At 67.4% G+C, this 25,360-nt stretch carries 18 protein-coding genes; 9 read left to right on the top strand and 9 right to left on the bottom strand.

What is annotated here, in order from left to right:
* Positions 1-154: 154 nt before the first annotated feature.
* Positions 155-1,309, top strand: coding sequence for a signal recognition particle-docking protein FtsY (ftsY, locus tag QZM67_RS33890; protein ID WP_043187283.1), 1,155 nt, complete (start codon positions 155-157; stop codon positions 1,307-1,309).
* An 82-nt stretch (positions 1,310-1,391) separates the two neighbouring features.
* On the opposite strand, the gene maiA is transcribed toward ftsY, so the two are convergent.
* Complete coding sequence (gene maiA / locus QZM67_RS33895) at positions 1,392-2,036, bottom strand: maleylacetoacetate isomerase (protein WP_175025440.1); 645 nt, start codon at positions 2,034-2,036, stop codon at positions 1,392-1,394.
* 195 nt (positions 2,037-2,231) lie between these two features.
* Between maiA and ybiB the strand changes: the two genes are divergently transcribed.
* Together ybiB and leuA are read left to right on the top strand one after the other, a co-directional pair.
* Positions 2,232-3,206 carry a DNA-binding protein YbiB gene (ybiB, locus tag QZM67_RS33900; RefSeq protein ID WP_301810102.1) on the top strand — a complete coding sequence of 325 codons (975 nt, stop codon included), beginning with the start codon at positions 2,232-2,234 and terminating at the stop codon, positions 3,204-3,206.
* A gap of 380 nt (positions 3,207-3,586) precedes the next feature.
* Entirely contained in the window at positions 3,587-5,236 is a 1,650-nt protein-coding gene (gene leuA / locus QZM67_RS33905) for a 2-isopropylmalate synthase (protein WP_301810105.1), read from the top strand.
* Between the two features lie 143 nt (positions 5,237-5,379).
* Here leuA and QZM67_RS33910 read toward each other — a convergent pair whose 3' ends face one another.
* Together QZM67_RS33910 and pagL are read right to left on the bottom strand one after the other, a co-directional pair.
* Entirely contained in the window at positions 5,380-5,763 is a 384-nt protein-coding gene (locus QZM67_RS33910; RefSeq protein ID WP_043187274.1) for a nuclear transport factor 2 family protein, read from the bottom strand.
* Between the two features lie 45 nt (positions 5,764-5,808).
* Positions 5,809-6,378, bottom strand: coding sequence for a lipid A 3-O-deacylase PagL (gene pagL / locus QZM67_RS33915; protein ID WP_301810108.1), 570 nt, complete (start codon positions 6,376-6,378; stop codon positions 5,809-5,811).
* 361 nt (positions 6,379-6,739) lie between these two features.
* Between pagL and rpoH the strand changes: the two genes are divergently transcribed.
* The 6 genes from rpoH (at position 6,740) to QZM67_RS33945 (ending at position 14,305) form a co-directional block, all read left to right on the top strand.
* Positions 6,740-7,675, top strand: a complete 936-nt coding sequence (gene rpoH / locus QZM67_RS33920; protein ID WP_043187270.1) for an RNA polymerase sigma factor RpoH — start codon at positions 6,740-6,742, stop codon at positions 7,673-7,675.
* Positions 7,676-8,036: 361 nt separating this feature from the next.
* Entirely contained in the window at positions 8,037-8,318 is a 282-nt protein-coding gene (cydP, locus tag QZM67_RS33925) for a cytochrome oxidase putative small subunit CydP (RefSeq protein ID WP_301810216.1), read from the top strand.
* On the top strand, positions 8,308-9,888 hold the full coding sequence (locus QZM67_RS33930; protein ID WP_301810111.1) for a cytochrome ubiquinol oxidase subunit I: 1,581 nt from the start codon (positions 8,308-8,310) through the stop codon (positions 9,886-9,888). Before cydP ends, QZM67_RS33930 begins: the two co-directional genes overlap by 11 nt.
* Positions 9,889-9,919: 31 nt before the next feature.
* Positions 9,920-11,056 carry a cytochrome d ubiquinol oxidase subunit II gene (gene cydB / locus QZM67_RS33935; RefSeq protein ID WP_301810112.1) on the top strand — a complete coding sequence of 379 codons (1,137 nt, stop codon included), beginning with the start codon at positions 9,920-9,922 and terminating at the stop codon, positions 11,054-11,056.
* A gap of 62 nt (positions 11,057-11,118) precedes the next feature.
* On the top strand, positions 11,119-11,232 hold the full coding sequence (gene cydX / locus QZM67_RS33940) for a cytochrome bd-I oxidase subunit CydX (protein WP_301810115.1): 114 nt from the start codon (positions 11,119-11,121) through the stop codon (positions 11,230-11,232).
* A 580-nt stretch (positions 11,233-11,812) separates the two neighbouring features.
* Positions 11,813-14,305: a family 20 glycosylhydrolase gene (locus tag QZM67_RS33945; RefSeq protein WP_301810117.1), complete on the top strand. Its 2,493-nt coding sequence runs from the start codon at positions 11,813-11,815 to the stop codon at positions 14,303-14,305.
* Between the two features lie 150 nt (positions 14,306-14,455).
* Here the strand turns inward: QZM67_RS33945 and nagE are convergent, their stop codons facing one another.
* The 6 genes from nagE to QZM67_RS33975 form a co-directional block, all read right to left on the bottom strand.
* Positions 14,456-16,210 (bottom strand): N-acetylglucosamine-specific PTS transporter subunit IIBC, encoded by a 1,755-nt coding sequence (gene nagE / locus QZM67_RS33950; protein WP_089451311.1) that lies wholly within the window; start codon positions 16,208-16,210, stop codon positions 14,456-14,458.
* An 87-nt stretch (positions 16,211-16,297) separates the two neighbouring features.
* Positions 16,298-18,880, bottom strand: coding sequence for a phosphoenolpyruvate--protein phosphotransferase (gene ptsP / locus QZM67_RS33955; protein ID WP_301810120.1), 2,583 nt, complete (start codon positions 18,878-18,880; stop codon positions 16,298-16,300).
* A gap of 15 nt (positions 18,881-18,895) precedes the next feature.
* Positions 18,896-19,903 (bottom strand): SIS domain-containing protein, encoded by a 1,008-nt coding sequence (locus QZM67_RS33960; protein ID WP_301810219.1) that lies wholly within the window; start codon positions 19,901-19,903, stop codon positions 18,896-18,898.
* Entirely contained in the window at positions 19,896-20,999 is a 1,104-nt protein-coding gene (nagA, locus tag QZM67_RS33965; RefSeq protein ID WP_301810124.1) for an N-acetylglucosamine-6-phosphate deacetylase, read from the bottom strand. Before nagA ends, QZM67_RS33960 begins: the two co-directional genes overlap by 8 nt.
* 98 nt (positions 21,000-21,097) lie before the next feature.
* Positions 21,098-21,832, bottom strand: a complete 735-nt coding sequence (locus QZM67_RS33970) for a GntR family transcriptional regulator (RefSeq protein WP_301810125.1) — start codon at positions 21,830-21,832, stop codon at positions 21,098-21,100.
* A gap of 318 nt (positions 21,833-22,150) precedes the next feature.
* Positions 22,151-25,357, bottom strand: a complete 3,207-nt coding sequence (locus QZM67_RS33975; RefSeq protein ID WP_301810128.1) for an error-prone DNA polymerase — start codon at positions 25,355-25,357, stop codon at positions 22,151-22,153.
* Between the last annotated feature and the right edge of the window lie 3 nt (positions 25,358-25,360).

A 25,360-nucleotide genomic window follows, 5' to 3' on the forward strand; every position in this document is an offset into this window, starting at 1 on the left:
GTTACCACAGCGGCGGCGCACACTGACGCGAGCGCCCCGCCGCACTGATAAAATGCACGGTTTCGGCCGCCGTGCGCCGCGCCCGCGCGAACGCAGAACGGCCCGTCCGGTGCCCGCCCCTGGCGGCGGCCCGCCCTCTTCCCGACGTCAGACCATGTTCAGCTTCTTCAAACGATTCAAGAAAACGCAGGAGCCCGATCCGGCGGAATCGCAATCGGCCGACGCGCAGCAAACGGACGAACCGTCCGATGCGCCCGCGCTCGAGGCTCCGCCTGCGGTCGAAGTGCCGCAAGCGCCCGCGCAACCGGCCGCGCCGGCCGTCGTGATGACGGTCACGCCGACCAACGACGGCCGCGACGAAGTCGTCGAGACGGTCGAAATCGTTCCGCCGCCGCTGCAGGACGCCACCGCGAAGAAATCGTGGCTCGCGCGCCTGAAAACGGGGCTCGCCAAGACGGGCTCGAGCATCACCGGCGTGTTCGTCAACACGAAGATCGACGAGGATCTGTACGAGGAGCTCGAAACCGCGCTGCTGATGTCCGACGCGGGTGTCGACGCGACCGAGTACCTGCTCGGCGCGCTGCGCGAAAAGGTGCGCGCAGGCCGCCTGACCGACCCGCAGCAGGTGAAGGCCGCGCTGCACGACCTGCTCGTCGAGCTGCTGACGCCGCTCGAGAAATCGCTGATGCTCGGCCGCGCGCAGCCGCTCGTGATGATGATCACCGGCGTGAACGGCGCGGGCAAGACGACCAGCATCGGCAAGCTCGCGAAGCACCTGCAGAGCTTCGACCAGTCGGTGCTGCTGGCCGCGGGCGACACGTTCCGCGCGGCCGCGCGCGAACAGCTGGCGGTCTGGGGCGAGCGCAACAACGTGACGGTCGTGCAGCAGGAAAGCGGCGATCCAGCCGCGGTGATCTTCGACGCGGTCAGCGCCGCGCGCGCGCGCAAGATCGACGTGATGATGGCCGACACGGCCGGCCGCCTGCCGACGCAGCTGCACCTGATGGAAGAGCTGAAGAAGGTGAAGCGCGTGATCTCGAAGGCACACGACGGCGCGCCGCACGAAGTGCTGCTGGTGATCGACGCGAACACCGGCCAGAACGCGCTCACGCAGGTCAAGGCATTCGACGACGCGCTCGGCCTCACCGGCCTGATCGTCACGAAGCTCGACGGCACCGCGAAGGGCGGGATTCTCGCCGCGATCGCGCGGCAGCGCCCGGTGCCCGTCTACTTCATCGGCGTCGGCGAGAAGGTCGAGGATCTGCAGCCGTTCAGCGCAGTCGAATTCGCGGACGCGCTGCTCGGCTGAACACCGCCGGCATCCGTCGCACAGGGCGCCTTCGGGCGCCCTTTTTCACGCGCGCCCTCTCGTCACCAAGAGCGCGCTCCGCTCACTCGGCGTCAGGCTGCACACCGGGCTCGGCGGCCTTGAACGCATCGAGCGTCGACGCATGGTCGACGATCCGCTGGATCGTCGGATAACGCGTCGTGTCGATCGAGAAGCGGTTCGCATTGAACACCTGCGGCACGAGGCACACGTCGGCGAGCGTAGGCGTGTCGCCGAAGCACAGCTTGCCGGTGCGCGGATCGCTCGCGAGACGCGTCTCGAGCGATTCGAAGCCCGCCTCGATCCAGTGCCGGTACCACGCGTTCTTCGCCTCCTCGGGCACCTGCAGCGTGTGCTTCAGGTACTTCAGCACGCGCAGGTTGTTGAGCGGATGGATTTCGCACGCGATCTGCAGCGCGACCGCACGCACATACGCGCGATCGACCGGCTGCTTCGGCAGCAGCGCCGGTTCCGGATGGGTTTCCTCGAGGTATTCGATGATCGCGAGCGACTGCTGCAGCGTCGCGTCGCCGTCGGTCAGCGTCGGCACGACCGCGTCCGGATTCAGCGCGCGGTACGCGTCCTTCAGTTGCTCGCCGCCGTCGCGCAGCATGTGCACGGGCACGTAGTCGAACGGTAGCTGCTTCAGGTTCAGGGCGATCCGCACGCGGTACGACGCGGAACTGCGGAAATAGCTGTAGAGCTTCATGGGATGTCTCTCGTAGTCGTATTCGGCCGGCAACGGCACGGGCGCGGCGCAGCCGGCGCGCGCCCCGCCGGGAACCAGAGTGTAGCGCGCCGCGCCGCGCGGCCTCGCTTGGCGACAGCCGCACCCGTGCGATACTCGGGGCATTCCTCACCGCTCACAGCGCGGCCCGATACCGGCCGCCCGCCCCACGCCCCGATGACCGCTTCCCACGATCCCGCTGCCGTTCCGTTCCCGTGCGCCCGTTTCATCAAGGAAATCGGCCGCGGCCCGCACGGCGCACGCGCGCTGTCCGCCGAGGACACGTTCGAGCTCTATCGTGCGATGCTCGACGCGCGCGTGTCGGACGTCGAACTCGGCGCGATCCTGATCGCCTATCGGCTGAAGGGCGAATCCGCCGACGAGCTGGCCGCGATGCTCGCCGCCGCGCAGGCGTCGTTCGCGCCGGTGCACGTGCAGGACGCCGCGTTCCGCCCCGTGTCGATCCCGAGCTACAACGGCGCGCGCAAGCAGCCGAACCTCGTGCCGCTGCTCGCGCTGCTGCTCGCGCGTGAAGGCGTGCCGGTGCTCGTGCATGGCGTCGAGCAGGATCCGGGCCGCGTGACGAGCGCCGAGATCTTTTCGGCACTGTCGCTCGCGCCGTCGGCATCGCACGATGCGATCGAGGACACGCTCGCCGAGCGCCGCGTCGCGTTCGCGTCGATCGAGGTGCTGGCGCCGCGCATCGCACATCTGCTGTCGATGCGCAGCGTGCTCGGCGTGCGCAACTCGACGCACACGCTCGTGAAGATCCTGCAGCCGTTCGCGCCGGCCGGCCTGCGGCTCGTCAACTACACGCACCCGCCGTACCGCGACAGCCTCGCGCAGCTGTTCCGCGACCATCCGGACGCCGCGCTCGGCGGCGCACTGCTGGCACGCGGCACCGAGGGCGAAGCCGTGGCCGATACGCGACGCCAGGTGCAGGTCGACTGGCTGCACGACGGCGTGTGCGACACGCTGATCGAAGCCGAACGCTCGTCGACCGATACGTCCCCCGTCGCGCTGCCCGAATCGCGCGATGCGGCCACGACGGCCGCGTGGACCGACGCCGTATTGCGCGGCGAAGTGCCGGTGCCCGACACGGTCGCCCGGCAGGTCGCGACGATCGTGCAGATCGCCCGCATCGCGCGCTGACGGCGCGCTCGCGAACCGGCCCCGCTTGCAGGGCATTTGACACGAGAGCGCATCCTGACTTAGAGTTGTCCTCATGCGTTCCTTTCCGAACACCCCCCGAATTACCTCCGGCCGCCTAGCGCGGCCGCTATCGCTACGACTAGCCTAAGGCTTTCGTAGCGCCGTGTGCTGTCCGCACGGTCCCTCCCAGCAGTTCCTCGCAGTACCCCTCTCGCAGTTTTTACAACCCGAAGTCGTCAGCCTTCGTCCGTCTATCCGTCGGCCGATTCGCGAAGATCATCCGCATCCGCAGCGCGCTTACGTGCCGCGGAGCGAGGCAGCGCCAACCGTCGCCCATGCCGCCCGTCTTCGCTCGCGACTTGAGACCCGAGGTCCAGAAGATGCAGCGCAATCCGCAAGACAAGTACCGCCCGTTCGAGCCCGTCCGCCTCAATGGCCGCAAATGGCCGTCGCGCACCATCGAGCGCGCGCCCGTCTGGATGAGCACCGACCTGCGCGACGGCAACCAGTCGCTGATCGAGCCGATGAGCATCGAGCAGAAGCTCGAATTCTTCGAGATGCTGGTGGCGATCGGGTTCAAGGAGATCGAAGTCGGTTTTCCGTCGGCGTCGCAAACCGACTTCGATTTCGTCCGCAAGCTGATCGACGACAAGCGGATTCCCGACGACGTGACGATCGAAGTGCTCGTGCAGGCGCGCGAAGACCTCATCGCCCGCACGTTCGACGCGCTCGAAGGCGTGCCGCGCGCGATCGTGCACCTGTACAACGCGGTCTGCCCGTCGTTCCGCCGCATCGTGTTCGGGATGTCGAAGGCCGACGTGAAAGCGCTCGCAATCGACGGCACGCGCATCATCAAGGAGCACGCCGCCGCGCGCCCCGACACGCAGTGGACCTTCCAGTACTCGCCGGAAACCTTCAGCATGACCGAGCTGACGTTCGCGCGCGAGATCTGCGACGCGGTCGCGCAAACCTGGCGCCCGACCCGCGATCACAAGATGATCGTCAACCTGCCGGCCACCGTCGAAGCCGCGAGCCCGAACGTATTCGCCGACCAGATCGAGTGGATGGACCGCAACCTCGCGTATCGGGACAGCATCGTGCTGTCCGTGCATCCGCACAATGACCGCGGCACCGCGGTCGCGGCGGCCGAACTCGCGCTGCTCGCAGGCGCCGACCGCATCGAGGGCTGCCTGTTCGGCAACGGCGAGCGCACCGGCAACGTCGATCTCGTCACGCTCGCGCTGAATCTCTACACGCAGGGCATCGATCCGGGCCTCGACTTCTCCGACATCGACGCGGTGCGCCGCATCGTCGAACGCTGCAACCAGATTCCCGTGCATCCGCGCCATCCGTACGCGGGCGACCTCGTGTTCACCGCGTTCTCGGGCTCGCACCAGGACGCGATCCGCAAAGGCTTCGCGCAGCAGCGCCCCGACGCGGCCTGGGAAGTGCCGTACCTGCCGATCGACCCGGCCGACCTCGGCCGCAGCTATGACGCGGTGATCCGCGTGAACAGCCAGTCCGGCAAGGGCGGCGCGACGTTCCTGCTCGAACGCGGGATGGGCTTCACGCCGACGCGCCGGGTGCAGATCGAATTCAGCCATGCGGTGCAGACGCTCGCCGACGCGTCCGGCGAGGAAGTGACGGGCGACGCGATCTGCGCGCTGTTCGCACGCGAATTCTTCGACACCGACGGGCCGGCTGCGCGTCACGGCAGTGGCGCGCGCTGGCGGAACCGCGAGATCGCTGCGGCGCCGGCGGCGTCGGACACGACGCCCGACGATGCCGTGCGACGGTTGGCCGCGGCCTTCGCGGCGGCCGCCGACGCCGCGATCGACGTCGCGTCGTGCGAACACGCGCGCACGACGGACGGGCGGATCGCGGTATCGGTCGGCTGCCGGGTCGGCGATGCGCCGCTGCGGCACGGCGTCGGCCTGCACGCCGACGCGGCGAGCGCCGCGCTCGATGCTGTCGTCAGCGCGATCAACCGCTCGGCCTGGCACTGCGCGGATCGCCGCGCGGCGGCCTGAGCGCCGGGTTCCGTTTCAGGGTTCAAACGTCAGCGAGCGGGGCGTGACCGCCCGTGCGCCGCGCGATCCGCGCCGCACGAGGCAGCAAAAAGCGGCCCAGACGGCCGCTTCGGTCGGGACATGAAAAGGAGCGCCACGCGCGCTCATGTCTCGGTCGCGCACCGCGTCGCCTGCCACGCGAACAGGCACCAGCGGCCCTGCTCGTGGGTGTGGACGGAGGTATACGCAATCGGGAAGACCAGGCCGCCGTTGTTCGTTTCCATCTCGATCAACGCGCGCCCGGTGACGACGCAGGTTGCATCGCCGACGGGCAGCACGTCCTGCGACTGGATTTCGATCTGGCGATAGCGGCGGCGGCCGGCGACGATGGCGTCGATGAACTGCTGCTTGGTTTCGCGTTTACCGTTGGTGTGCACGAAGAACACCTTGTCCGACAAAAGCGTGTCGAGCGCTTCGCCGTCCCCGTCCACCATCGCCCGGAACCGGTCGCGCTCGAGCGCGCGGACCGCATCGACCACCTTCGCCATCGCCTGACTCCTCGGCAACGCGCACGCCGTGCGCGGGCGTGCGGATCAGAAGTTGTACTGCAAGTAGAACTGGTGGAAATTTATACCAGGATTCGGCTCTTTGATACCCGCGTTAGACACATGTTCAAAACGGTAGCCGACCTGATACTGTTGCCGTTGGCCGAACTGCACGCCCACCCCCGCGGTCGGTGCGAACTGGAACGCGGTCCCCATCGAGAAACTGTCCGAGATCGTCGGGTGCGTCAGCAGCCGGACGCCGCCGCCGGCCTCGATGAACGGGCGGATCGCCCCGGCGCTCTTGATGAAGCGGAACATCGGCGTCACGCCGAATTCGCCGATGCTGCTGTGGACGTTGCCACCGGTATGCCAGTAGCCGGCGTGCCCTTCCACGACGAACGCGAAGTGCCAGCCGCCGATTTCCCACCAGTTCCAGCCCGGATCCCACACCACGCCGAGATCGGCCTTGTCGACCCCGTGGCGATCCGAAAAGCCGCCGCCCGCCTGAATCCCCCATCGATCCGCGCATGCCGCACCCGATCCACCCAGAAGGGACGCCGCCAGCATCGCGTGCAGCGCAAGCCGGCTGCGGGGCCGGCGATTCTTCTTATTGTTCATCTGACACTCCAACTTTATGGGTTGAATGGAGCCTGCCGCTTCGGCCGGCTCGAGCGAACTGAATGGTATGGTAAAGGACTTTTCGAATCGGCATCACAAAGCGAAATGGCTTCCTTCCAAAACGACAAAAATTGAAATCGTCTACTGATTACCATCAGAAACAACGGCTTACGGAACTTCGCTTCACTCCCTCTGTCGCAGATTAGACTATCGGCTCGAGCGGCTCGATAGAAAGAGCGGGAACTCCGATGCCCACGCTTGCTCTAAGGAATTAGCACTCGTCTTGCGGGAGTGCTAAGATGGCCCACGGAATTTCATTCGAGACCGGGGGTTTGTCCCTGATTCCAAAGGAGTTTTTTTAGTGAGCAACGCCCTGACCCTCCCGAACACCCTGAGCCCGACGCCGGCCAAGGCCGCATCGGCAGGCTCGCTGGCGCTCGCAGCCCAATCGATGTTGCCGGGCCAGCTTGGCAACATCGACGCGTATATCCAGGCCGTCAACCGCATTCCGCTGCTGACCGCCGAAGAGGAACGCCAGTACGCAACCGAATTCCGTGAAGGCAACAATCTCGACTCGGCACGCCGCCTCGTGCTGTCGCACCTGCGGCTCGTCGTGTCGATCTCGCGCAACTATCTCGGCTACGGCCTGCCGCACGGCGACCTGATCCAGGAAGGCAACATCGGCCTGATGAAGGCCGTGAAGCGCTTCGATCCGGCCCAGAACGTGCGTCTCGTGTCGTATGCGATCCACTGGATCAAGGCCGAGATCCACGAGTACATCCTGCGCAACTGGCGCACGGTGAAGGTCGCGACGACCAAGGCGCAGCGCAAGCTGTTCTTCAACCTGCGCAGCCACAAGAAGGGCCTGCAGGCGATGACGCCCGAGGAAATCGACGGCCTCGCGAAGGAACTCAACGTCAAGCGCGAAGACGTGACCGAAATGGAAACGCGCCTGTCGGGCGGCGACATCGCGCTCGAAGGGCAGGTCGAAGACGGCGAGGAGTCGTACGCGCCGATCGCCTACCTGGCCGACTCGCACAACGAACCGACCGCCGTGCTCGCCGCGCGCCAGCGCGACACGCTGCAGACGGACGGCATCGCGCAGGCACTCGGCGCACTCGACGCACGCAGCCGCCGCATCATCGAGGCGCGCTGGCTGCACGTCGACGACGACGGTTCGGGCGGCTCGACGCTGCACGATCTCGCCGCCGAGTTCGGCGTGTCGGCGGAACGCATCCGCCAGATCGAAGCGAGCGCGATGAAAAAGATGCGCACTGCCCTCGCCGAATACGCGTAAATCGCTGCGATTTAGAGCGCTTCGTCAAAAACCGCTGCCCGCCCGGCAGCGGTTTTTTTTCGCCTGTCTTTTCCCCGGCATTTCATTCGTTTCTTCGTTCGTTTCTCCACCCGTTTCTTTGCCGATTAATTGACCTGATTCGTCAGGTAATAGGCCGTTTGCGGGCCCCTTCCGCATAACCTTGATCTGCCTCAAATTTCGGCCCGTGTTTCGCGACGGTCTGCCGCAGCGCAGCACTCGGCATTGGAAAGCCGTCCTTTTAAAATTGGCATATCAGGCGCAGAAGGATTAAAACAGCTTCACAGCCGTCATAAATCCGACGTAAAGTCGCCCCAAATCCGACCTAAATCGATTCAGGATAATCGCCTTGATCTCGATCAATAAAGAGCCTGCGCCTCCTCCGCGGCCGGCCGGTACGATCGGCTGGCGCGCGCGCATCGCCGCGTGGGCACGCGGACCGACCCTCGCCCGCGACATCACCCTGGTGCTGATCGTCAAGCTGATCCTCCTGATGTCGCTCAAATACGCATTCTTCAATCATCCGCAGGCCGAGCACATGTCGTTGCCGCCTGCCGCCGTCGCCGAGAAGCTGCTCTCGGTACCGGCGCCTGCAACTACCGAGGGAGACCACCATGATAAGTAGTGAAGTTGTCGATCTGTCACGTCTGCAGTTCGGCATCACGGCGCTCTACCACTTCCTGTTCGTGCCGTTGACGCTCGGCCTGTCCTGGCTGCTCGTCATCATGGAAGCGGTTTACGTGATGACCGGCAAACAGGTCTACAAGGACATGACCCAGTTCTGGGGCAAGCTGTTCGGCATCAACTTCGCGATGGGCGTGACCACCGGCATCACGCTCGAATTCCAGTTCGGTACGAACTGGTCGTACTACTCGCACTATGTCGGCGACATCTTCGGCGTGCCGCTCGCGGTCGAAGGCCTGATGGCGTTCTTCCTCGAATCGACGTTCGTCGGCCTGTTCTTCTTCGGCTGGAACCGCCTGTCGAAGGTCAAGCACCTGATGGTCACGTTCCTCGTCGCGCTCGGCTCGAACCTGTCCGCGCTGTGGATCCTCGTCGCGAACGGCTGGATGAACAACCCGGTCGGCGCCGAGTTCAACTACCAGACGATGCGCATGGAGATGACGAGCCTGTTCGACGTGCTGTTCAACCCGGTCGCCCAGGTGAAGTTCGTGCACACGGTGTCGGCGGGCTACGTGTCGGCGGCGATGTTCGTGCTCGGCGTGTCGTCGTGGTACCTGCTGAAGAAGCGCGACGTCGACTTCGCGCTGCGCTCGTTCGCGGTCGCGGCCGGCTTCGGCCTCGCGGCGACGCTCTGCGTGATCGTGCTCGGCGACGAATCGGGCTATACGACCGGCGAAGTGCAGAAGATGAAGCTCGCCGCGATCGAATCCGAATGGGAAACGCAGCCGGCCCCCGCATCGTTCACGCTGATCGGCATTCCGAACCAGGAAGAACAGCGCACCGACTACGCGATCAAGATCCCGTATGCGCTCGGCCTGATCGCGACGCGCTCGATCGACGAACCGGTGATCGGCCTGCGTGACCTCGCGAAGAACAGCGAGGAGCACATCCAGAGCGGGATGATCGCGTACGGCGCGCTGCAGAAGATCAAGCAGGGCGACACGAGCGACGCGACCCGTGCGCTGTTCGACCAGCACAAGCAGTATCTCGGCTACGGGCTGATGCTCAAGCAGTTCACGCCGAACGTGGTCGACGCGACGCCCGAGCAGATCAAGGCCGCCGCGAAGAAGACGATCCCGCCGGTCGCGCCCGTGTTCTTCTCGTTCCGGATCATGGTGGCCCTCGGCTTCCTGTTCGTCGCGACGTTCATCGCCGCATTCTGGTTCTGCGCGCGCCGCGAACTGCTGCAGGACAACCGCCGCTGGTTCCTCCGCTATGCGGTGTGGGCGATCCCGCTGCCGTGGATCGCGATCGAATTCGGCTGGATCGTCGCCGAGCTCGGCCGCCAGCCGTGGACGATCGCCGGCGTGCTGCCGACGCACCTGTCCGCGTCCAGCCTGCAGCCGAGCGACCTGTACCTGAGTCTCGCGGGCTTCATCCTGTTCTACACCGCGCTGTTCGTCATCGAGATCAAGCTGATGTTCAAGTACGCGCGCCTCGGCCCGTCGTCGCTGCATACCGGCCGCTATCACCACGAAATCGCGGCCGCCAGCGAGCGCGCCCCGGCGTGAGCACGCACCTGAAACGGAACAAGGAATCGCTATGGACTATGCAACTCTCAAGCTGATCTGGTGGCTGCTCGTCGGCGTGCTGCTGATCGGCTTCGCCGTCACCGACGGCTTCGACATGGGCGCGACCGCGCTGCTGCCGTTCCTCGGCAAGACCGACGAGGAGCGCCGCATCATCGTCAACACCGTCGGTGCGACGTGGGAAGGCAACCAGGTGTGGCTGATCACGGCCGGCGGCGCGATGTTCGCGGCCTGGCCGCTCGTCTACGCGGCGTCGTTCTCCGGCTTCTACTTCGCGATGCTGCTCGTGCTGTTCGCGCTGTTCTTCCGGCCGGTGGGCTTCGACTACCGCAGCAAGCGGCCTGACCCGCGCTGGCGCGCGGGCTGGGACTGGGGCCTGTTCATCGGCGGCTTCGTGCCGGCACTCGTGTTCGGCGTCGCGTTCGGCAACCTGCTGCAAGGCGTGCCGTTCAAGTTCGACAGCGACCTGCGCGTGACCTACTACGGCAGCTTCTGGGCGCTGCTGAACCCGTTCGCGCTGCTGTGCGGGCTCGTCAGCCTCACGATGCTCATCGCGCACGGCGCGGCCTTCATCAAGATGAAGACGGAAGGCGTGATCGCACGCCGCGCATCGGTCGCTCTGCGCGTCGCGTCGTTCCTCGCGGTCGTCCTGTTCGTGCTGGCCGGCGTGCTGATCGCGTCCACCATCGGCGGCTTCCACATCACGCATGCCGCGCCGACCGATACGGTCGCGAACCCGCTGCTCAAGGACGTCGCCGCGGGCTCGGGCCTGTGGCTCGCGAACTACGGCGAATTCCCGTGGATGATCGCGGCGCCCGTCGTCGCGATTGCGGGCGGCCTGCTCGCGCTGCTGCTCGCCGGCTCGAAGCAGGAGAAGACGGCGTTCTTCTGCACGGGCCTGATGATCACTGGCGTGATCCTCACCGCCGGCTTCTCGATGTTCCCGTTCATCATGCCCTCGTCGCTCGACCCGCGCAGCAGCCTGACCGTGTGGGATTCGACGTCGAGCCACATGACGCTGCAGGTGATGCTGTTCGCGGTGATCGTGTTCCTGCCGCTCATCCTGCTCTACACGAGCTGGGTGTATCGCGTGATGCGCGGCAAGGTCACGCGCGAAGTGCTCGAAGAGAACAAGCATTCGATGTATTGATGCTTTGAACCGGGACGGGGCGCGCACACGCCCTCGCCCACCGTTTCGCAAGGAGTCGGATCATGTGGTATTTCAGCTGGATTCTCGGTATCGGCGTCGCGCTGTCGTTCGGCATCGTCAATGCGATGTGGCTCGAAGCGCGGCCGAAGACGCAGGAAGCACGCGTCCGCGACTGACGCGTACGGCCGGTCACGCGGCCACCGTCCGGAAGGAACCTCGCCTCGCGCGAGGTTTTTTTTCGTCCCGGCCGACCGGGCAGGCCCTGCGCGTCGATGCCAATTTAGCGCCAGATTGATACCACTTGAATACCAATAAAAGGTTTCATAAGATCTTTGGACGCGGCCGCTGACAGGCCGAATCCATCTGGGTGGGGGAGACATGCGAATCCCGTATGTGGCGCGCGCTTGCGCGCTGTCTCGCCGTCGCCGTGCGGCGACCGGTTGCGCGTCATCGGCGAGCGTCGCCATCATCGTCCGTATAGGTCGAACGCGCGCCTTTGCCACCGGCCGCGCCGCCACGGCATCAGCAGCAGCCGCTGCCGCGCGCCACCGATGAAGACACGCATCCGCCCCCGCCGATCCGACCGGCACGCCTGCCCGCCACCCGTTCCGTAACCGCACGCCCACGCGTGCCGACTGCGCGCAAGGCAGCTGCATCGCCCGCGCACCCCGTTGTCCCCGCAGCTCCGTTGAAAGACCCACCCGCGGCGACGTCATCCCGTGACGCCGCTACGCCCCTTTTTTCTCAGGAGTCCGCATGAACCGAACCTTGCCCACCCTGTTTACCGGCCTGCTGATCGCGGCACTGTCGCCGGTCGCGCTCGGCGCGCTGCCAGCGTCGAGCGCGTCGAGCGCGGCGGTCGCGGCGGCCGGCACCGCCCGTCCCCCCGTGCCGCCGGCCGATCTCGCGGCGCGGCTGTCGAACGGCCTCGCGTTGCGCGTCGCCGTCGACAACAATCACGCGGCCGCGGCCGGCGTGCCGTGCGCCGATCTCGGCGCCGACGGCGCGGCCTGCGCGACGGGCCGCCTGATCCTGCAGAACCGTGGCCACCAGGCGATCGCCGACGGCGGCTGGAAGCTCTACCTGCACAGCATCCGCCGCCTGCTGCGGATCGACCGTCCGGGCTTCGCGCTGCGGCGGCTCACCGGCGACCTGTACGAACTGACGCCGCAACCGGGCTCGGTGCGGCTTGCGCCGGGCGAGCGCCTCGAGCTGCCGTTCGTCGCCGAATACTGGTTGTTGCGCTACAGCGACGTGATCCCGCGCCCGTACGTGGTCGTCGACGGCGCTCCGCCCGCCGTGCTCCGCTACAACGACACCGACGACGAGCTGCGCTACGTCGAATCGCTGCCGGCCGACGCGCAGAACAACTCGACCGGCAATGCGCCGCCGGTGGCCGCGCGGCCCGACGCGAGCCGCGCGCTGCCGAGCGTGAAGCGCGAGCAGCCGCTGCCCGGCACGCTCGACCTGCGCGGCGTCGAGCTCGCCCTGCCCGACCTGCCGGACGCGCAGGTCGCGGCGCTGCGCGAACGCGCGACGACACTCGGACTCGACGGCGCGCGCGTGCCGGTACGTGGCGCTGTCGCGCCGCGCCGGCTGCCGGCCGACATCGCGACGCCAGGCGGCTACCGGCTCGCGATCGGGCCGCGCGGCGTGCTGATCGAAGGCTACGATCGCGCCGGCCTCTACTACGGCGTGCAGACGCTCTACTCGCTCGCGCCCGCCGGCGGCGGCCCGATCCCGGCGATGCTCGTCGAGGATGCGCCGCGCTTTACGCATCGCGGGATGCACGTCGATCTCGCACGCAACTTCAAGCATCCGGCGACGCTGCGCCGCCTGATCGACCAGATGAGCGCGTACAAGCTCAATCGCCTGCACCTGCACCTGTCCGACGACGAGGGCTGGCGCATCGAGATTCCCGGCCTGCCCGAGCTGACCGAGATCGGAGGACGCCGCTGCCACGACCCGAGCGAGACGCACTGCCTGCTGCCGCAGCTCGGCTCCGGCCCGGACAACCGCTCGGGCGGCGGCTACCTGACCCGCGACGATTACGTGGCGCTGGTGCGCTACGCGGCCGCGCATTTCGTCGAGATCATCCCCGAGATCGACATGCCCGCGCACGCGCGCGCGGCCGTCGTGACGATGGAGGCACGTTACCGGCGGCTGCATGCGGCCGGCCGCGAGCAGGAAGCGAACGCATACCGGCTGCTCGATCCGCAGGACACGTCGAACCTGACGACGGTGCAGTTCTACGACCGGCGCAGCGACCTGAACCCGTGCGTGCCCGGCGCGCTCAATTTCGCGTCGAAGGTGATCCGCGAGATCGCCGCGATGCATGCGGACGCGCAGGCGCCGCTGCACATCTGGCACTACGGCGGCGACGAGGCGAAGAACATCTTCCTCGGCGGGGGCTTCCAGCCGCTGAACGGCACCGACCCGAACAAGGGGCGCATCGATCTCGCCGCGCAGGACAAGCCGTGGGCGCGTTCGCCCGCGTGCACGGCGCTGCTCCAGCGCGGCGAGATCAAGTCGATCGACGAGCTGCCGACACGTTTTGCGCAACAGGTGAGCGCGGCGGTCAGCGCGAACGGAATCGGCACGATGGCCGCGTGGCAGGACGGCATCAAGCATGCGAACGGGCCGCAGGACTTCAGTACGCGCCACGTGATGGTGTCGCTGTGGGACACGATCTTCTGGGGCGCATCGGACAGCGCGCGCGACCTGAGCGGCAAGGGCTACCTGACGGTGCTCGCGCTGCCCGACTACCTGTACTTCGACTTCCCGTACACGCTGAACCCGCGCGAGCGCGGCTACTACTGGGGCTCGCACGCGACGGACGAGTACAAGGTGTTCTCGCTCGCGCCCGAGAACCTGCCGCAGAACGCCGAGGTGATGGGCGACCGCGACGGCAACGCGTTCGAGGTGACGGGCACGGGCCCCGCGCCGCGCATCGAAGGCATGCAAGGGCAGGCGTGGGGCGAGGTGATGCGCAACGACACCTTCCTCGAATACATGGCCTATCCGCGGCTGCTCGCGCTGGCCGAGCGCGCATGGCACCGGGCCGACTGGGAGCTGCCGTATGCGGCCGGCGTGCGCTTCAAGCGCGGTGACACGCATCACGTCGACATGGCCGCGCTGCAGCGCGACTGGGCCGGCTTCGCGACGCTGCTCACGCAACGCGAATTGCCGAAGCTCGACCGGGCCGGCGTCGGCTACCGGAAGCCGACCTTCACGCTGACGAATCCGTGAACGGCTGAACACTCGGGCGATGCGCGATGCGGACGCAGGCATCGCGCCATCGCCCGCACCAAAGAAAAACGGCTTGCGACGCATCGCAAGCCGTTTTCGTTTTGCCGGCCGGCCCGAACCCGCGTCGCGGATCAGGCCGGCTTCATCGCATCAGGCCGGTTGCACGGCCGCCCCGCTGCCCGACGGCGGCAGGCGCGCGCCGAGCTGTTCGGCATAACGTGCGGCCGCGTTGCCGCAGACGATGTGGAACGTGTCGACCGACACCCATGCGACGTCGAGCGCACCGAGACGATCGCGATCGACCGCCGACGGATCGCGCACGACCACACGCAGGCGCGTGGTCGCGATCGCGTCGAGCGACACGACGTTGGTCGCGCCGCCGAACACCGCGAGCCAGCGTGTCGGCTCCGGATCGAGCGGGCCTGCGGCCGCGCCCGTGACGGGCTGCGCGGCGGCGGCCGTCGCCGTCGATGCTGCGCCTGCCGCGCCGCTGCCGATGGCGGTACGCATCTCGTCGGCAATGATGTCGGCCTCGGGCCCGATGATCACCTGCACGCTGTTGCCGCCGCGCTTGAGCACGCCACGCGCGCCGATCGACTTCAGTTCCGGCTCGGAGATCTTCTCCGGATCGACGACGGTCAGGCGCAGGCGCGTCGTGCACGCGTCGACGACCGACAGGTTGCCGGCCCCGCCGAGCGCGGCGATGTAGCGCTGCGCGCGCGGCGCAGCGCCTGCAGCCGGCGCGACGAAGCCGCCCGATGCGTACGATTCCGCGGCCGCATCGGCCGATGCCGGCTCACGGCCCGGCGTGGCCATGTTGAACTTGCGGATGAAGAAGCGGAACAGCCCGTAGTAAGCGGCGCCATACGCGAGCCCGAGCGGGACCGCGATCCAGCCCTTCGTCGACAGCCCGTAGTTCAGCACGTAGTCGATCGCGCCGGCCGAGAACGTGAAGCCGAGCTTCACGTCGAGGATCTGGCAGATCGCGAGCGACAGCCCCGTCAGCACCGCGTGGATCACGTACAGCACCGGTGCGAGGAACATGAAGCTGAATTCGATCGGCTCGGTCACGCCGGTCAGGAACGACGTCAGCGCCATCGACAGCAACAGGCCGCCGACCATCGCGCGGCGCTCCTTCGGCGCTTCGTGCAGCATCGCGAGACATGCCGCCGGCAGGCCGAACATCATGATCGGGAAGAAGCCGGCCATGAAGGTGCCCGCGGTCGGGTCGCCCGCGAAGAAGCGGTGCAGGTCGCCGTGCACGATCTCACCGCCGGCCGGCGGCGTGAAGTTGCCGAACACGAACCACGCGAGCGAGTTGAGGATGTGGTGCAGGCCCGTGACGAGCAGCAGGCGGTTCAGGAAGCCGAACACGAACGCACCGATCGCGCCCGCCGTCGTCAGCCACTGGCCGGCCGCGTCGATCAGATGCTGGACCGGCTGCCACACGTACCCGAACGCGATGCCGAGTATCACGCAGACCAGGCCCGTGATGATCGGCACGAACCGTTTGCCGCCGAAGAACGCGAGGTAGTCCGGCAGCTTGATGTCTTTATAGCGGTTGTACAGCAGGCCCGCGACCACACCCGCGATGATCCCGGACAGCACGCCCATGTTCAGCTTGGGATCGATGTCCTTCATGATCGCGGTTTCGATCAGGTAACCGATCGCGCCCGCGAGCGCCGCCACGCCGTTATTGTCCTTCGCGAAACCGACCGCCACGCCGATCGCGAACAGCAGCGGCAGGTTGTCGAAGATCGCACCGCCGGCGTCGGCGATCATCTTGATGTTGAACACGTCCGGCTGGCCGAGTCGCAGCAGGATGCCGGCAACCGGCAATACCGCGATCGGCAGCATCAGCGCCCGGCCCAGGCCCTGTATTTTCAGAAACGGATTCCCGTTCATTCAGTCCTCCAATCCTTGTCTCGTCATTAATCGTCGTTGACCTAATTGCTTTCGTCTTGAAACCGGTCGCGAACCTGCCGTCGACGCTCAGTCGAGCGGCCAGACCTCGCGGCTTGCTGCCCTTACCGCCTGTGCCGAATCGAGCGCGAGCAGATCCTGCGCGCGCTGACGGCACAACTGGTAATCGAGACGGCGCACACGCGCCTTGATGCCCGGCACCGATACGGGGTCGACCGACAGTTCGGTCACGCCGAGGCCCACCAGGATCGGCACCGCCAGCGGATCGCCGCCGAGCGCGCCGCACACGCCAACCCACTTGCCGTGCTTTTCCGCACCGCGCACCGCGATGTCGATCAGGCGCAGCACGGCCGGATGCAGGCCGTCGGATTGCGCGGCGAGATCGGCCTGGCAGCGATCCATCGCGAGCGTGTACTGCGTCAGGTCGTTGGTGCCGATCGACAGGAAATCCGCGTGCTGCGCGAGCTGGTCGGCCAGCAGCGCGGCCGACGGCACCTCGATCATCACGCCGACCTCGATCGGCTCGGTGCGGCCCTGTGTGCGCGCGAATTCGTCGATGCGCTTTTTCAGGCGCACGAGCTCGCCCACGTCGGTGACCATCGGCAGCAGGATGCGCACCGCGCCGAGCGGCTTCACCGCGAGCAGGCCCTGCAACTGATCGTCGAGCAGATCGGGGCGCACCTGCGCGAGACGGATGCCGCGCAGGCCGAGCGCCGGGTTCGGTTCGGGCGGCAGCGTCAGGTAGTCGACTTCCTTGTCGGCGCCGACGTCGAGCGTGCGGATGATCGCCGTGCGGCCCTGCAGCGCGTCGACGATCGACTGGTAGCTCTGCTGATGTTCGACGACCGTCGGCGCGGCCTGGCGATGGATGAACATCAATTCGGTGCGCAGCAGACCGACCGCGTCGGCGCCGTTGTCGACCGCGGTGTTCGCGTCGTCGAGCGTCGCGATGTTCGCGGCGACTTCGATCGCGCGACCGTCGACCGTCGCGGCGGCTTCACCCGCCAGTTGCCGGTTCGCCTCGCGCACGCCGTCCAGGCGCTGGCGTTCGTGCCGCGCGCGCTCGACATCGAGCGCGGTCGGTGCGTGTTCGAGCCGGCCCGCGCTCGCATCGACGACGACCTGCGTGCCGTCCGGAATCGCGTACAGCGCATCGCCGACCGCGACCAGCGCCGGAACGCCGAGCTGCCGCGCGATGATCGCCGCGTGCGACGTCGCGCCGCCGCGCGCCATCACGAGCGCGGTCACGCGCTGGCGATCGAGCGACGACAGGTCGGACGGCGTGAATTCTTCGGCCGCGAGCACCGCTTCGTCGGGCAGCGCACGCGCGGCTCCGTTCGTATGACCGAGCGCGCGCAGCACGCGCTTCTCGATGTCGCGCAGGTCGGCCGCGCGTTCGGCGAGCAGCGCATCGTCGAGCTTCGACAGCGTGTCGATCTGCGTGCGGATCGTCGCGCGCCAGGCGAAGCCCGCGCTCTTGCCGAGGCTGATCAGGTCGCGCGCCGCGTCGATCAGCGTCGGGTCCTCGAGCAGCACGCGGTGCACCGCGAAGATGCCCGCTTCGCCGACCGCGCCGCGCGCCGATGCGTTGCGCACCGTTTCGTCGAGTTCGGCGTCGACCGCCTTCAGCGCCTGGTCGAGCTGGCGGCTTTCCGCAGCCGGCGTGCCGGCGGCCTGCTCGGGCGGCACGATTTCCGCATCGTCGAGACGCACCAGCGTGCCGACCGCGATGCCGGGTGCCGCACACACGCCCGCGAGCGTGTTCGGGTCGATGGGTGCGCCGACGTTGCGTGCGACCGTCTGTGGCGCGGGCGACCTCAGCCGCGCCGGCTTTTCCTCGACTTCGCCGTGCGCTTCGCGCAGCAGCTCGTGCTCGACCGCATCGACGGCCTGCTGCGCATGCGCGCCACGGCCGACCAGTTCGACCGTCGCACCTTCGCCGGCACCGAGCCCGAGCAGGCCGACGACGCTCGCGATCGACGCCGTGCGGCCGTCGAACAGCACGTCGACGGTCGCGTCGAACCCGCGCACGGCTTCGCGTGCTCGCGCGGCCGGCCGCGCATGCAGGCCGCCCGGTTGCGCCAGCACGATTTCACGGCGCACTTCGTTCTGCGCCGCGGCGCCGGCCTGTGCCGCCTGCACGGCCGCTTCGCCCTTGCCGCGCAGCGCGAGCAGCGGCGTCTCGCCGGCCGTCGCGAAGCCGCTGGCACGATCGACGACCTCGAACGCATCCGAGTTCGCGATCGCGATCACCGACACGAGCGAATGCGCGCTGCGCGCCACCGCATCCTGGTCGAACTCGATCAGCAGCGTGCCCGCCTCGACACGCGCGCCGGCCTCGATATGCGCCGTGAAGCCCTGCCCGTTCAGCTCGACGGTGTCGATGCCGATGTGCAGCAGCACTTCCGCGCCTTGCGGCGTCGTGATCGTCACCGCGTGGCCCGTGCGTGCGAGGTGCGACACGACGCCCGCACACGGCGCGACGAGCTTGCCCGCGAGCGGGTCGATGCCGATGCCGTCGCCGAACATCCCGCCGGAGAACACCGGATCGGGCACGTCGGCCAGCGGAACGATCGGCCCCGTCAGCGGGGCAAGCAGGACGATCTGATCGTGGGTGGGGCTCTTCAACTGGGACTCCTCGGCGCGTCTCATCGGCTGTCTCGGCTATCAGTGCGTTTCGGTGACTTTGTTCAGGTGGCGCGGCGTATCGGGATTGCGGCCGCGCGCGACGGCGAGATCTGCCGCCATCACGTAGAACGAAAGAATGGCGGCGATCGGGTCGAGCGCCGAATGGGCGGACTGCGCAAGCGGCAGCGTCGCGCCGGGCGTGCCGGCGGGCGCCGCGAGCAGCACGGCCGCGCCGCGGGCGCGCATGTCTGCGGCGAGCTGCAGCAGGCCGGCCTGCTCGGGCCCCGGCGGCGCGAACACGAGCAGCGGATAGTCGCGGTCGATCAGTTCCATCGGGCCGTGACGGACTTCGGCGCTCGAGAACGCCTCGGCCTGGATGCCGGACGTTTCCTTCAGCTTCAGCGCGGCTTCCTGCGCGATCGCAAGGCCCAGCCCGCGGCCGATCACGATCATCCGCTCGACACCCGCCAGCGCGGCAACGGCCTGCGACCAGTCGAGCTGGCCGGCCTGCGCGAGTACGTCGGGCAGACCGCGCAGCGCGGTTATCAGCGCGGCGTCGCGCTGCCAGAAGGCAACGATCTGCGCGGACAGCGACAGCATCGCGATATAGCTCTTCGTCGCGGCCACCGACAGTTCGGGGCCGGCGAGCAGCGGCAACTGGTGCTCGCATGCGTCGGCGAGCGGCGACGGCAGCACGTTCACGGCGGCGACGGTGCGCGCGCCGGCTTCGCGCAGCGCGGCCATCGTGTTGACGAGATCGGGGCTCTTGCCCGACTGGGAGAAGGCGATCGCGAGCTGGTCCTGCACCTTCAGCGGCGCCTGCTGCAGCGTGGCGACGGACATCGGCAGCGATGCGACCGGCACGCCGAGGCGGCTCATCGTCAGGCTCGCGAAATAGCTCGCGGCGTGATCCGAGCTGCCGCGCGCGACCGTCAGCGCGACGGCCGGCGGGTGATCGAGCAATTGGCCGGCGAGCGCTTCGACGCGCGTGGTGTCGGCGATCTGCGCGGCGACGACCTGGGCGGACTCGCGCGCTTCCTTAAGCATATTCGACAATCGATTCTCCTTCGACGTAGGTCGCGGTGAGGTTCAGGTCGCGATCGAACACCGCGAGGTCGGCCCATGCGCCGCGCTCGAGGCGGCCGCGATCGGTGACGCCGAGGTAGTCGGCCGCATAACGCGACATCCGGTTCGACACGTCGGCGACCGGCAGGCCGAGCGACACGAGGTTGCGCAGCGCCTGGTCCATCGTCAGCGTGCTGCCGGCGAGCGTGCCGTCGGCCAGCCGCACGCCGCCGAGGCACTTCGTCACGTGCTGGCTGCCGAGCCGGTATTCGCCGTCGGGCATGCCGGTTGCCGAGGTGCTGTCGGTCACGACGTACAGGCGCGGGATCGCGCGCAGCGCAGCACGAATCGCGCCCGGGTGTACGTGCAGCAGGTCGGGGATGATTTCCGCGTATTCGGCATGAGCAAGCGCCGCGCCTACCAGGCCCGGGTTGCGGTGATGCAGCGGCGACATCGCGTTGAACAGGTGCGTGAAACCGCATGCGCCGTGCTTGAGCGCGGCCACCGCGTCGTCGTAGGTCGCGAGCGAATGGCCGAGCTGCACGCGCACGCCGCGCGCGGCCATCTCGCCGATGATCTCGATGTGGCCGGCGATTTCCGGTGCGAGCGTGACGACGCGGATCGGCGCGATCGACAGGTACTTCAGCACTTCGTCGAGCACGGCCGACACGGCCGCGTCGGGCTGCGCACCGAGCTTGCCGGGGTTGATGTACGGGCCTTCGAGGTGCACGCCGAGCACGCGCGCGCCGCCCGGCGTGCGGGTGCGCGCGACGGTGCCGAGGTTGCCGACGACTTTCATCAGTTCGTCGCGCGGCGCGGTCATCGTCGTCGCGAGCAGGCTCGTCGTACCGAATTGCGCGTGCGTGCGGGCGATCGTCTCGATCGCGTCGCCGCCTTCCATCACGTCGGCGCCACCGCCGCCGTGCACGTGCAGGTCGATGAAGCCGGGCAGGATGTAAGGCGCGTCGTTCTTCGCGGGATCGACGGGCTTGCCGTCGAGGGTCGTGATGCGGCCGTTCTCGCTATCGAGCGAACCGTGAATCCAGCCGTCGGGGGTAAGGATGTTTCCAGTCAGCATGACGTTCTCTTGATGATCTGGTGACGCGGGCATCCGCGTCGTGATTTGCAAATCCGTGTCGTTACTTCACGCGTGTCGCGCGCGGGCAGTCTCGCGCGTCAGCGTTTCAGTTCGGCGACGAAGTCGTAGTAATCGTCGCGGCAATACGTTTCACTCACTTCGATCGCGCGCTGGTCGGCGCCGTAGCCGATCCGCGTGATCACCAGCAGCGCCGAACCCGGCTTCACTGCCATCCATTTCGCGATCGCGTGGGTCGCGTTCGCCGCGCGAAAGTGCTGCAGCGCGCGCACGACGGTCATCCCGCGCGCGTCGAGGTATTCGTACAGCGACGCGCCGAGCACCTGCGGATCAGGCACCACTGCCGCCGGCAGCGTCGAGTGCTCGACGGCCATCACGATGCCGTCCGCGCGGCGCAGCCGTTCGAGCCGCGCCACCGTCGCACCGGGCGCGAGGCCGAGACGCGTGATCTCGTCGCGGTTTGCGGCGCGCAGCGTGCGCGACAGCCACACCGAATCGGGCACGAAGCCGCGCTGCTGCATCTTCGCGGTGAAGCCGACGAGACGCGACAGCGGATCGGCGACACGCGGCGTGATGAAGCTGCCTGCCCCGCGCGCCCGCTTGATCAGCCCTTGCTCGACCAGCAACGCGAGTGCGCGACGGGCCGTGATCCGCGACACACCGACCGACACCGACAGCAGCCGCTCCGACGGCAGCGCCTCGCCGGCCCGCCACGCGCCGACGTGGATCGCGCTCGCCAGGTTGCGGGCGAGCTGCAGATAGAGCGGCGTGTCGCTGAGGGGATCGGGCGCCAGTTCGGACCAGCCGGTTTCCATGTGCCTCCGGGTGTCGGACGACGACCGCAGGCCGTCGAAAGTGAGGGCATTATATAACCACAATAATACCAGTCAACGAACTGGTATTAGCCGCGCCAAAATCGCCGGAAGCCTTGCCCTGCAAGCGTTTTAGTTCAAAGAAACCCTTTGTTTACAACGAAGTGCGGGATAGGGATTTACCCGGATTGGTATGCAAGGGGACAGTTCCAGTACGCGGTTCGGCCAGGTTTTGGGCACGAATATAAGACCTTAATAGAACCAGTTGAGCCGACTGGTATGCACGGGTGACGGCAGGCGCGCCGCCACCGCCACGGTGCGTCAGTGGAATTCGCGGCTCGATGTGCGCAGGCCGCCGAGCAGCGGCGTCAGATCCTCGAAGTGCTGTACGACGAGGTGCCGCACGTCGCTCGCGACCTGCCACACGCCGGACGCGGCGAGCAGCCGCGAATCGAGGGTTTCGCGGCGCTGCCGCGCGAGCAGCTCGGGCCGGACGATCAGGTTCACGCAGCCCGTTTCGTCCTCGAGCGTCATGAACATCACGCCTTTCGCGGTGCCCGGCATCTGCCGCGCGGTCACGAGCCCGCACGCACGCGCGAGCCGGCCGTCGGGGCGGTCGTGCAATTCGGCTGCGGACGACAGCCGCCGCGCGCGTAGCGCGGGCCGCAGCAGCGCGACCGGGTGGCGGTTCAGCGTGAGGCCGGTGGTGTGATAGTCGGCGAGGATGTCGTCGGCTTCCGACGGCGCGCCGAGTGCGGGCTTCTCCGCTTCGTCGATCGGAGCGGTCGCGAGCAGGTCGCGTTCGGGGGCTGCTGCAACCGCTTGCCACAGCGCATCGCGGCGGTGGCCGGCGAGCGTTGCAAGTGCGTTCGCGGCGGCGAGCGCTTCGAGATCGCGGCGTTCGAGTTGAGCGCGGCGCGCGAGGGTGTCGACGTTGTCGAACGGGCCGGCCGCCATGCGTGCGGCTTCGATGCGGCGCGCGGCAGCTTCGCCGAGACCGCGCACGAGCGACAGGCCGAGCCGCACGGCCGGCTGACCATCGGGAGGCGGCTGGTCGGGCAGCGCTTCGAGCGAGGCGTCCCAGTTGCTTTGCGTCACGTCGATCGGCAGCACCTGCACGCCGTGGCGCTTCGCGTCCTGCACGAGTTGCGACGGCGGGTAGAAACCCATCGGCTGGCTGTTCAGCAGCGCGGCGAGGAAGATCGCCGGTTCGTGGCATTTGAGCCAGCTGCTGGCGTACGCGAGTTTCGCGAAGCTGGCGGCGTGGCTTTCGGGGAAACCGTAATCGCCGAAGCCCTTGATCTGTTCGAAGATCTGCTCGGCGAAGTCGGGCGGATAGTCGCGCTCGCGCATCCCGTCGACGATCTTGCGGTGATATTTCTCGAGATTGCCCTTGCGCTTCCACGCGGCCATCGCGCGGCGCAGTTCGTCAGCCTCGCCGGGCGTGAAGCCCGCCGCGATCATCGCGATCTGCATCACCTGCTCCTGGAAGATCGGCACGCCGTACGTCCGTTCGAGCGCAGGCTTCAAATCCTCCTTCGGATAACTGACCTTTTCGATTCCCTGGCGGCGTTTCAGATAGGGGTGCACGGCCCCGCCCTGGATCGGCCCCGGCCGCACGATCGCCACCTCGATCACCAGGTCGTAGTAAGTTCGCGGGCGCAAGCGCGGCAGCATCGACATCTGTGCACGCGATTCGATCTGGAACACGCCGACCGTATCGGCACGGCAGATCATGTCGTAGGTCGCCTTGTCATCCTGCGGAATGTGCTTCAGCGTGAACGGTTCGCCATCCGGCTCCGGCGGCCCGCGCCACGCGGTACGCATGTCGAAGGCGCGATGCAGCGCCGACAGCATGCCGAGCGCGAGCACGTCGACCTTCATCAGCCCGAGTGCTTCGAGATCGTCCTTGTCCCACTGGATCACGCGCCGCCCGTCCATCGCCGCGTTCTCGACCGGCACGAGCCGCGTGAGCTTGCCGCGGCTGATCACGAAACCGCCCGAATGCTGCGACAGGTGGCGCGGAAAGTTCAGCAGCCGTGCGGCGAGCCGGGCCCACGCCAGGATGAGCGGCGTCTCGGGATCGAGCCCGATCGTCGAGAATTGCTGCAGCAGGTCGCGGCTGCCGTCGAACCAGCGGTGCGCTTTCGCGACGCGATCGACCAGCATCGGATCGACGCCGAGCGCCTTGCCGGTTTCGCGCAGCACGCCACGCGGGCGATAGGTCGATACGGCAGCCGCAAGCGCGGCGCGGTTGTGCCCGTACTTCTTGTAGATATGCTGGATCACCTCTTCCCGGCGCTGATGCTCGAAGTCGACGTCGATATCGGGCGGCTCGCCGCGCTCCGCGCTGATGAAGCGTTCGAACAGCATCGTGCTCTGCTCGGGATTCACCTCGGTGATGCCGAGGCAGAAGCAGACGACCGAGTTCGCCGCCGAGCCGCGACCCTGGCACAGAATGTTCTGGCTGCGCGCGTATTTGACGATGTCGTAGACGGTCAGGAAGAACGGCTCGTAGCTCAGTTGCGCGATCAGGTCAAGTTCATACCGGATCTGCTTCGACACCTTCTCCGGCACACCTTGCGGATAGCGGGTGGCCGCCCCGGCCATGGTTTCCTGCTCCAGATAGCTCGTCGGCGTGAGCCCCTTCGGCACGATCTCGTCGGGATACTCGTAGCGAAGCGAGTCGAGTTTGAAATCGCACGTATCGAGAATCGTGCAGGTCTCCTCGATCTCCGCCGGCGAATACAGATTCCCGATCCGGTTCCGCCCGCGCAAATGCTGTTCCGCATTCGGCGCAAGCGCATACCCGCACTCGGAAACCGGCATGCCGACGCGAATCGCCGTCATCACGTCCTGCAGCTCCTTGCACGAGCGCCGGTGCATCGTCACGTCGCCCAGCGCGACGATACGCACACCACGCCGCTCGCCGGCCGCACGAATCTCCTCGCGCTGCGCACCGTCCAGCGCGCGCTGCAGTTGCACGAGCCCGAGCCGCGCACGTTCGCCGAACGTCGCGCGAAACCACGCGACCTGCGCATCGAGTACATCCGCACGCACCGGATACGCCGGCACGAGAATCGCGAAGCAGTCAGGCATGCCGCGCAAGTGCGCAAACTCCGCTGGCGGCGCCGACAGCATCCGCGACGTCAGCGTGTAAGTGCCCTTCGGCGAAGCCATCCGCCGCCACGAGATCAGCTCGGACAGATTGCCGTAGCCTTCACGATTCTGCGCAAGCAACACGAGCCCGAACGCGCCGGGGCCCGGATCGTGGCCAGGCGCGACGTCATCCGGCGTGACCTCGAAATACGAACCGATGACGAACGGCAGCCCTTTCGCCTTCGCCGCGACGTGCATGCGCGGCGCACCGGCGAGCGAGCATTCGTCGGTGATCGCGATCCCGCGATAGCCGAGCTCGAATGCACGCTCGACCAGTTCCTCCGCATGCGACGCGCCATGCAGGAACGAAAAGTTCGAACGGCAGAACAACTCCGCGTAATCGGGCAGCCAGCTGAATTCCGCAACCATCAC

This window comes from Burkholderia sp. AU45251 (assembly GCF_030482905.1).
In the GTDB taxonomy this organism is placed as follows: domain Bacteria; phylum Pseudomonadota; class Gammaproteobacteria; order Burkholderiales; family Burkholderiaceae; genus Burkholderia; species Burkholderia aenigmatica.

Coding starts and splice junctions, on each gene's coding strand:
- cydB (WP_301810112.1), top strand. CDS start 9,920: ATGGACTATGCAACTCTCAAGCTGATCTGGTGGCTGCTCGTCGGCGTG.
- ptsP (WP_301810120.1), bottom strand. CDS start 18,880: ATGAGACGCGCCGAGGAGTCCCAGTTGAAGAGCCCCACCCACGATCAG.
- QZM67_RS33930 (WP_301810111.1), top strand. CDS start 8,308: ATGATAAGTAGTGAAGTTGTCGATCTGTCACGTCTGCAGTTCGGCATC.
- cydX (WP_301810115.1), top strand. CDS start 11,119: ATGTGGTATTTCAGCTGGATTCTCGGTATCGGCGTCGCGCTGTCGTTC.
- nagA (WP_301810124.1), bottom strand. CDS start 20,999: ATGCTGACTGGAAACATCCTTACCCCCGACGGCTGGATTCACGGTTCG.
- QZM67_RS33945 (WP_301810117.1), top strand. CDS start 11,813: ATGAACCGAACCTTGCCCACCCTGTTTACCGGCCTGCTGATCGCGGCA.
- QZM67_RS33960 (WP_301810219.1), bottom strand. CDS start 19,903: ATGCTTAAGGAAGCGCGCGAGTCCGCCCAGGTCGTCGCCGCGCAGATC.
- ybiB (WP_301810102.1), top strand. CDS start 2,232: ATGACCGCTTCCCACGATCCCGCTGCCGTTCCGTTCCCGTGCGCCCGT.
- QZM67_RS33970 (WP_301810125.1), bottom strand. CDS start 21,832: ATGGAAACCGGCTGGTCCGAACTGGCGCCCGATCCCCTCAGCGACACG.
- ftsY (WP_043187283.1), top strand. CDS start 155: ATGTTCAGCTTCTTCAAACGATTCAAGAAAACGCAGGAGCCCGATCCG.
- nagE (WP_089451311.1), bottom strand. CDS start 16,210: ATGAACGGGAATCCGTTTCTGAAAATACAGGGCCTGGGCCGGGCGCTG.
- QZM67_RS33975 (WP_301810128.1), bottom strand. CDS start 25,357: ATGGTTGCGGAATTCAGCTGGCTGCCCGATTACGCGGAGTTGTTCTGC.
- maiA (WP_175025440.1), bottom strand. CDS start 2,036: ATGAAGCTCTACAGCTATTTCCGCAGTTCCGCGTCGTACCGCGTGCGG.
- QZM67_RS33910 (WP_043187274.1), bottom strand. CDS start 5,763: ATGGCGAAGGTGGTCGATGCGGTCCGCGCGCTCGAGCGCGACCGGTTC.
- leuA (WP_301810105.1), top strand. CDS start 3,587: ATGCAGCGCAATCCGCAAGACAAGTACCGCCCGTTCGAGCCCGTCCGC.
- pagL (WP_301810108.1), bottom strand. CDS start 6,378: ATGAACAATAAGAAGAATCGCCGGCCCCGCAGCCGGCTTGCGCTGCAC.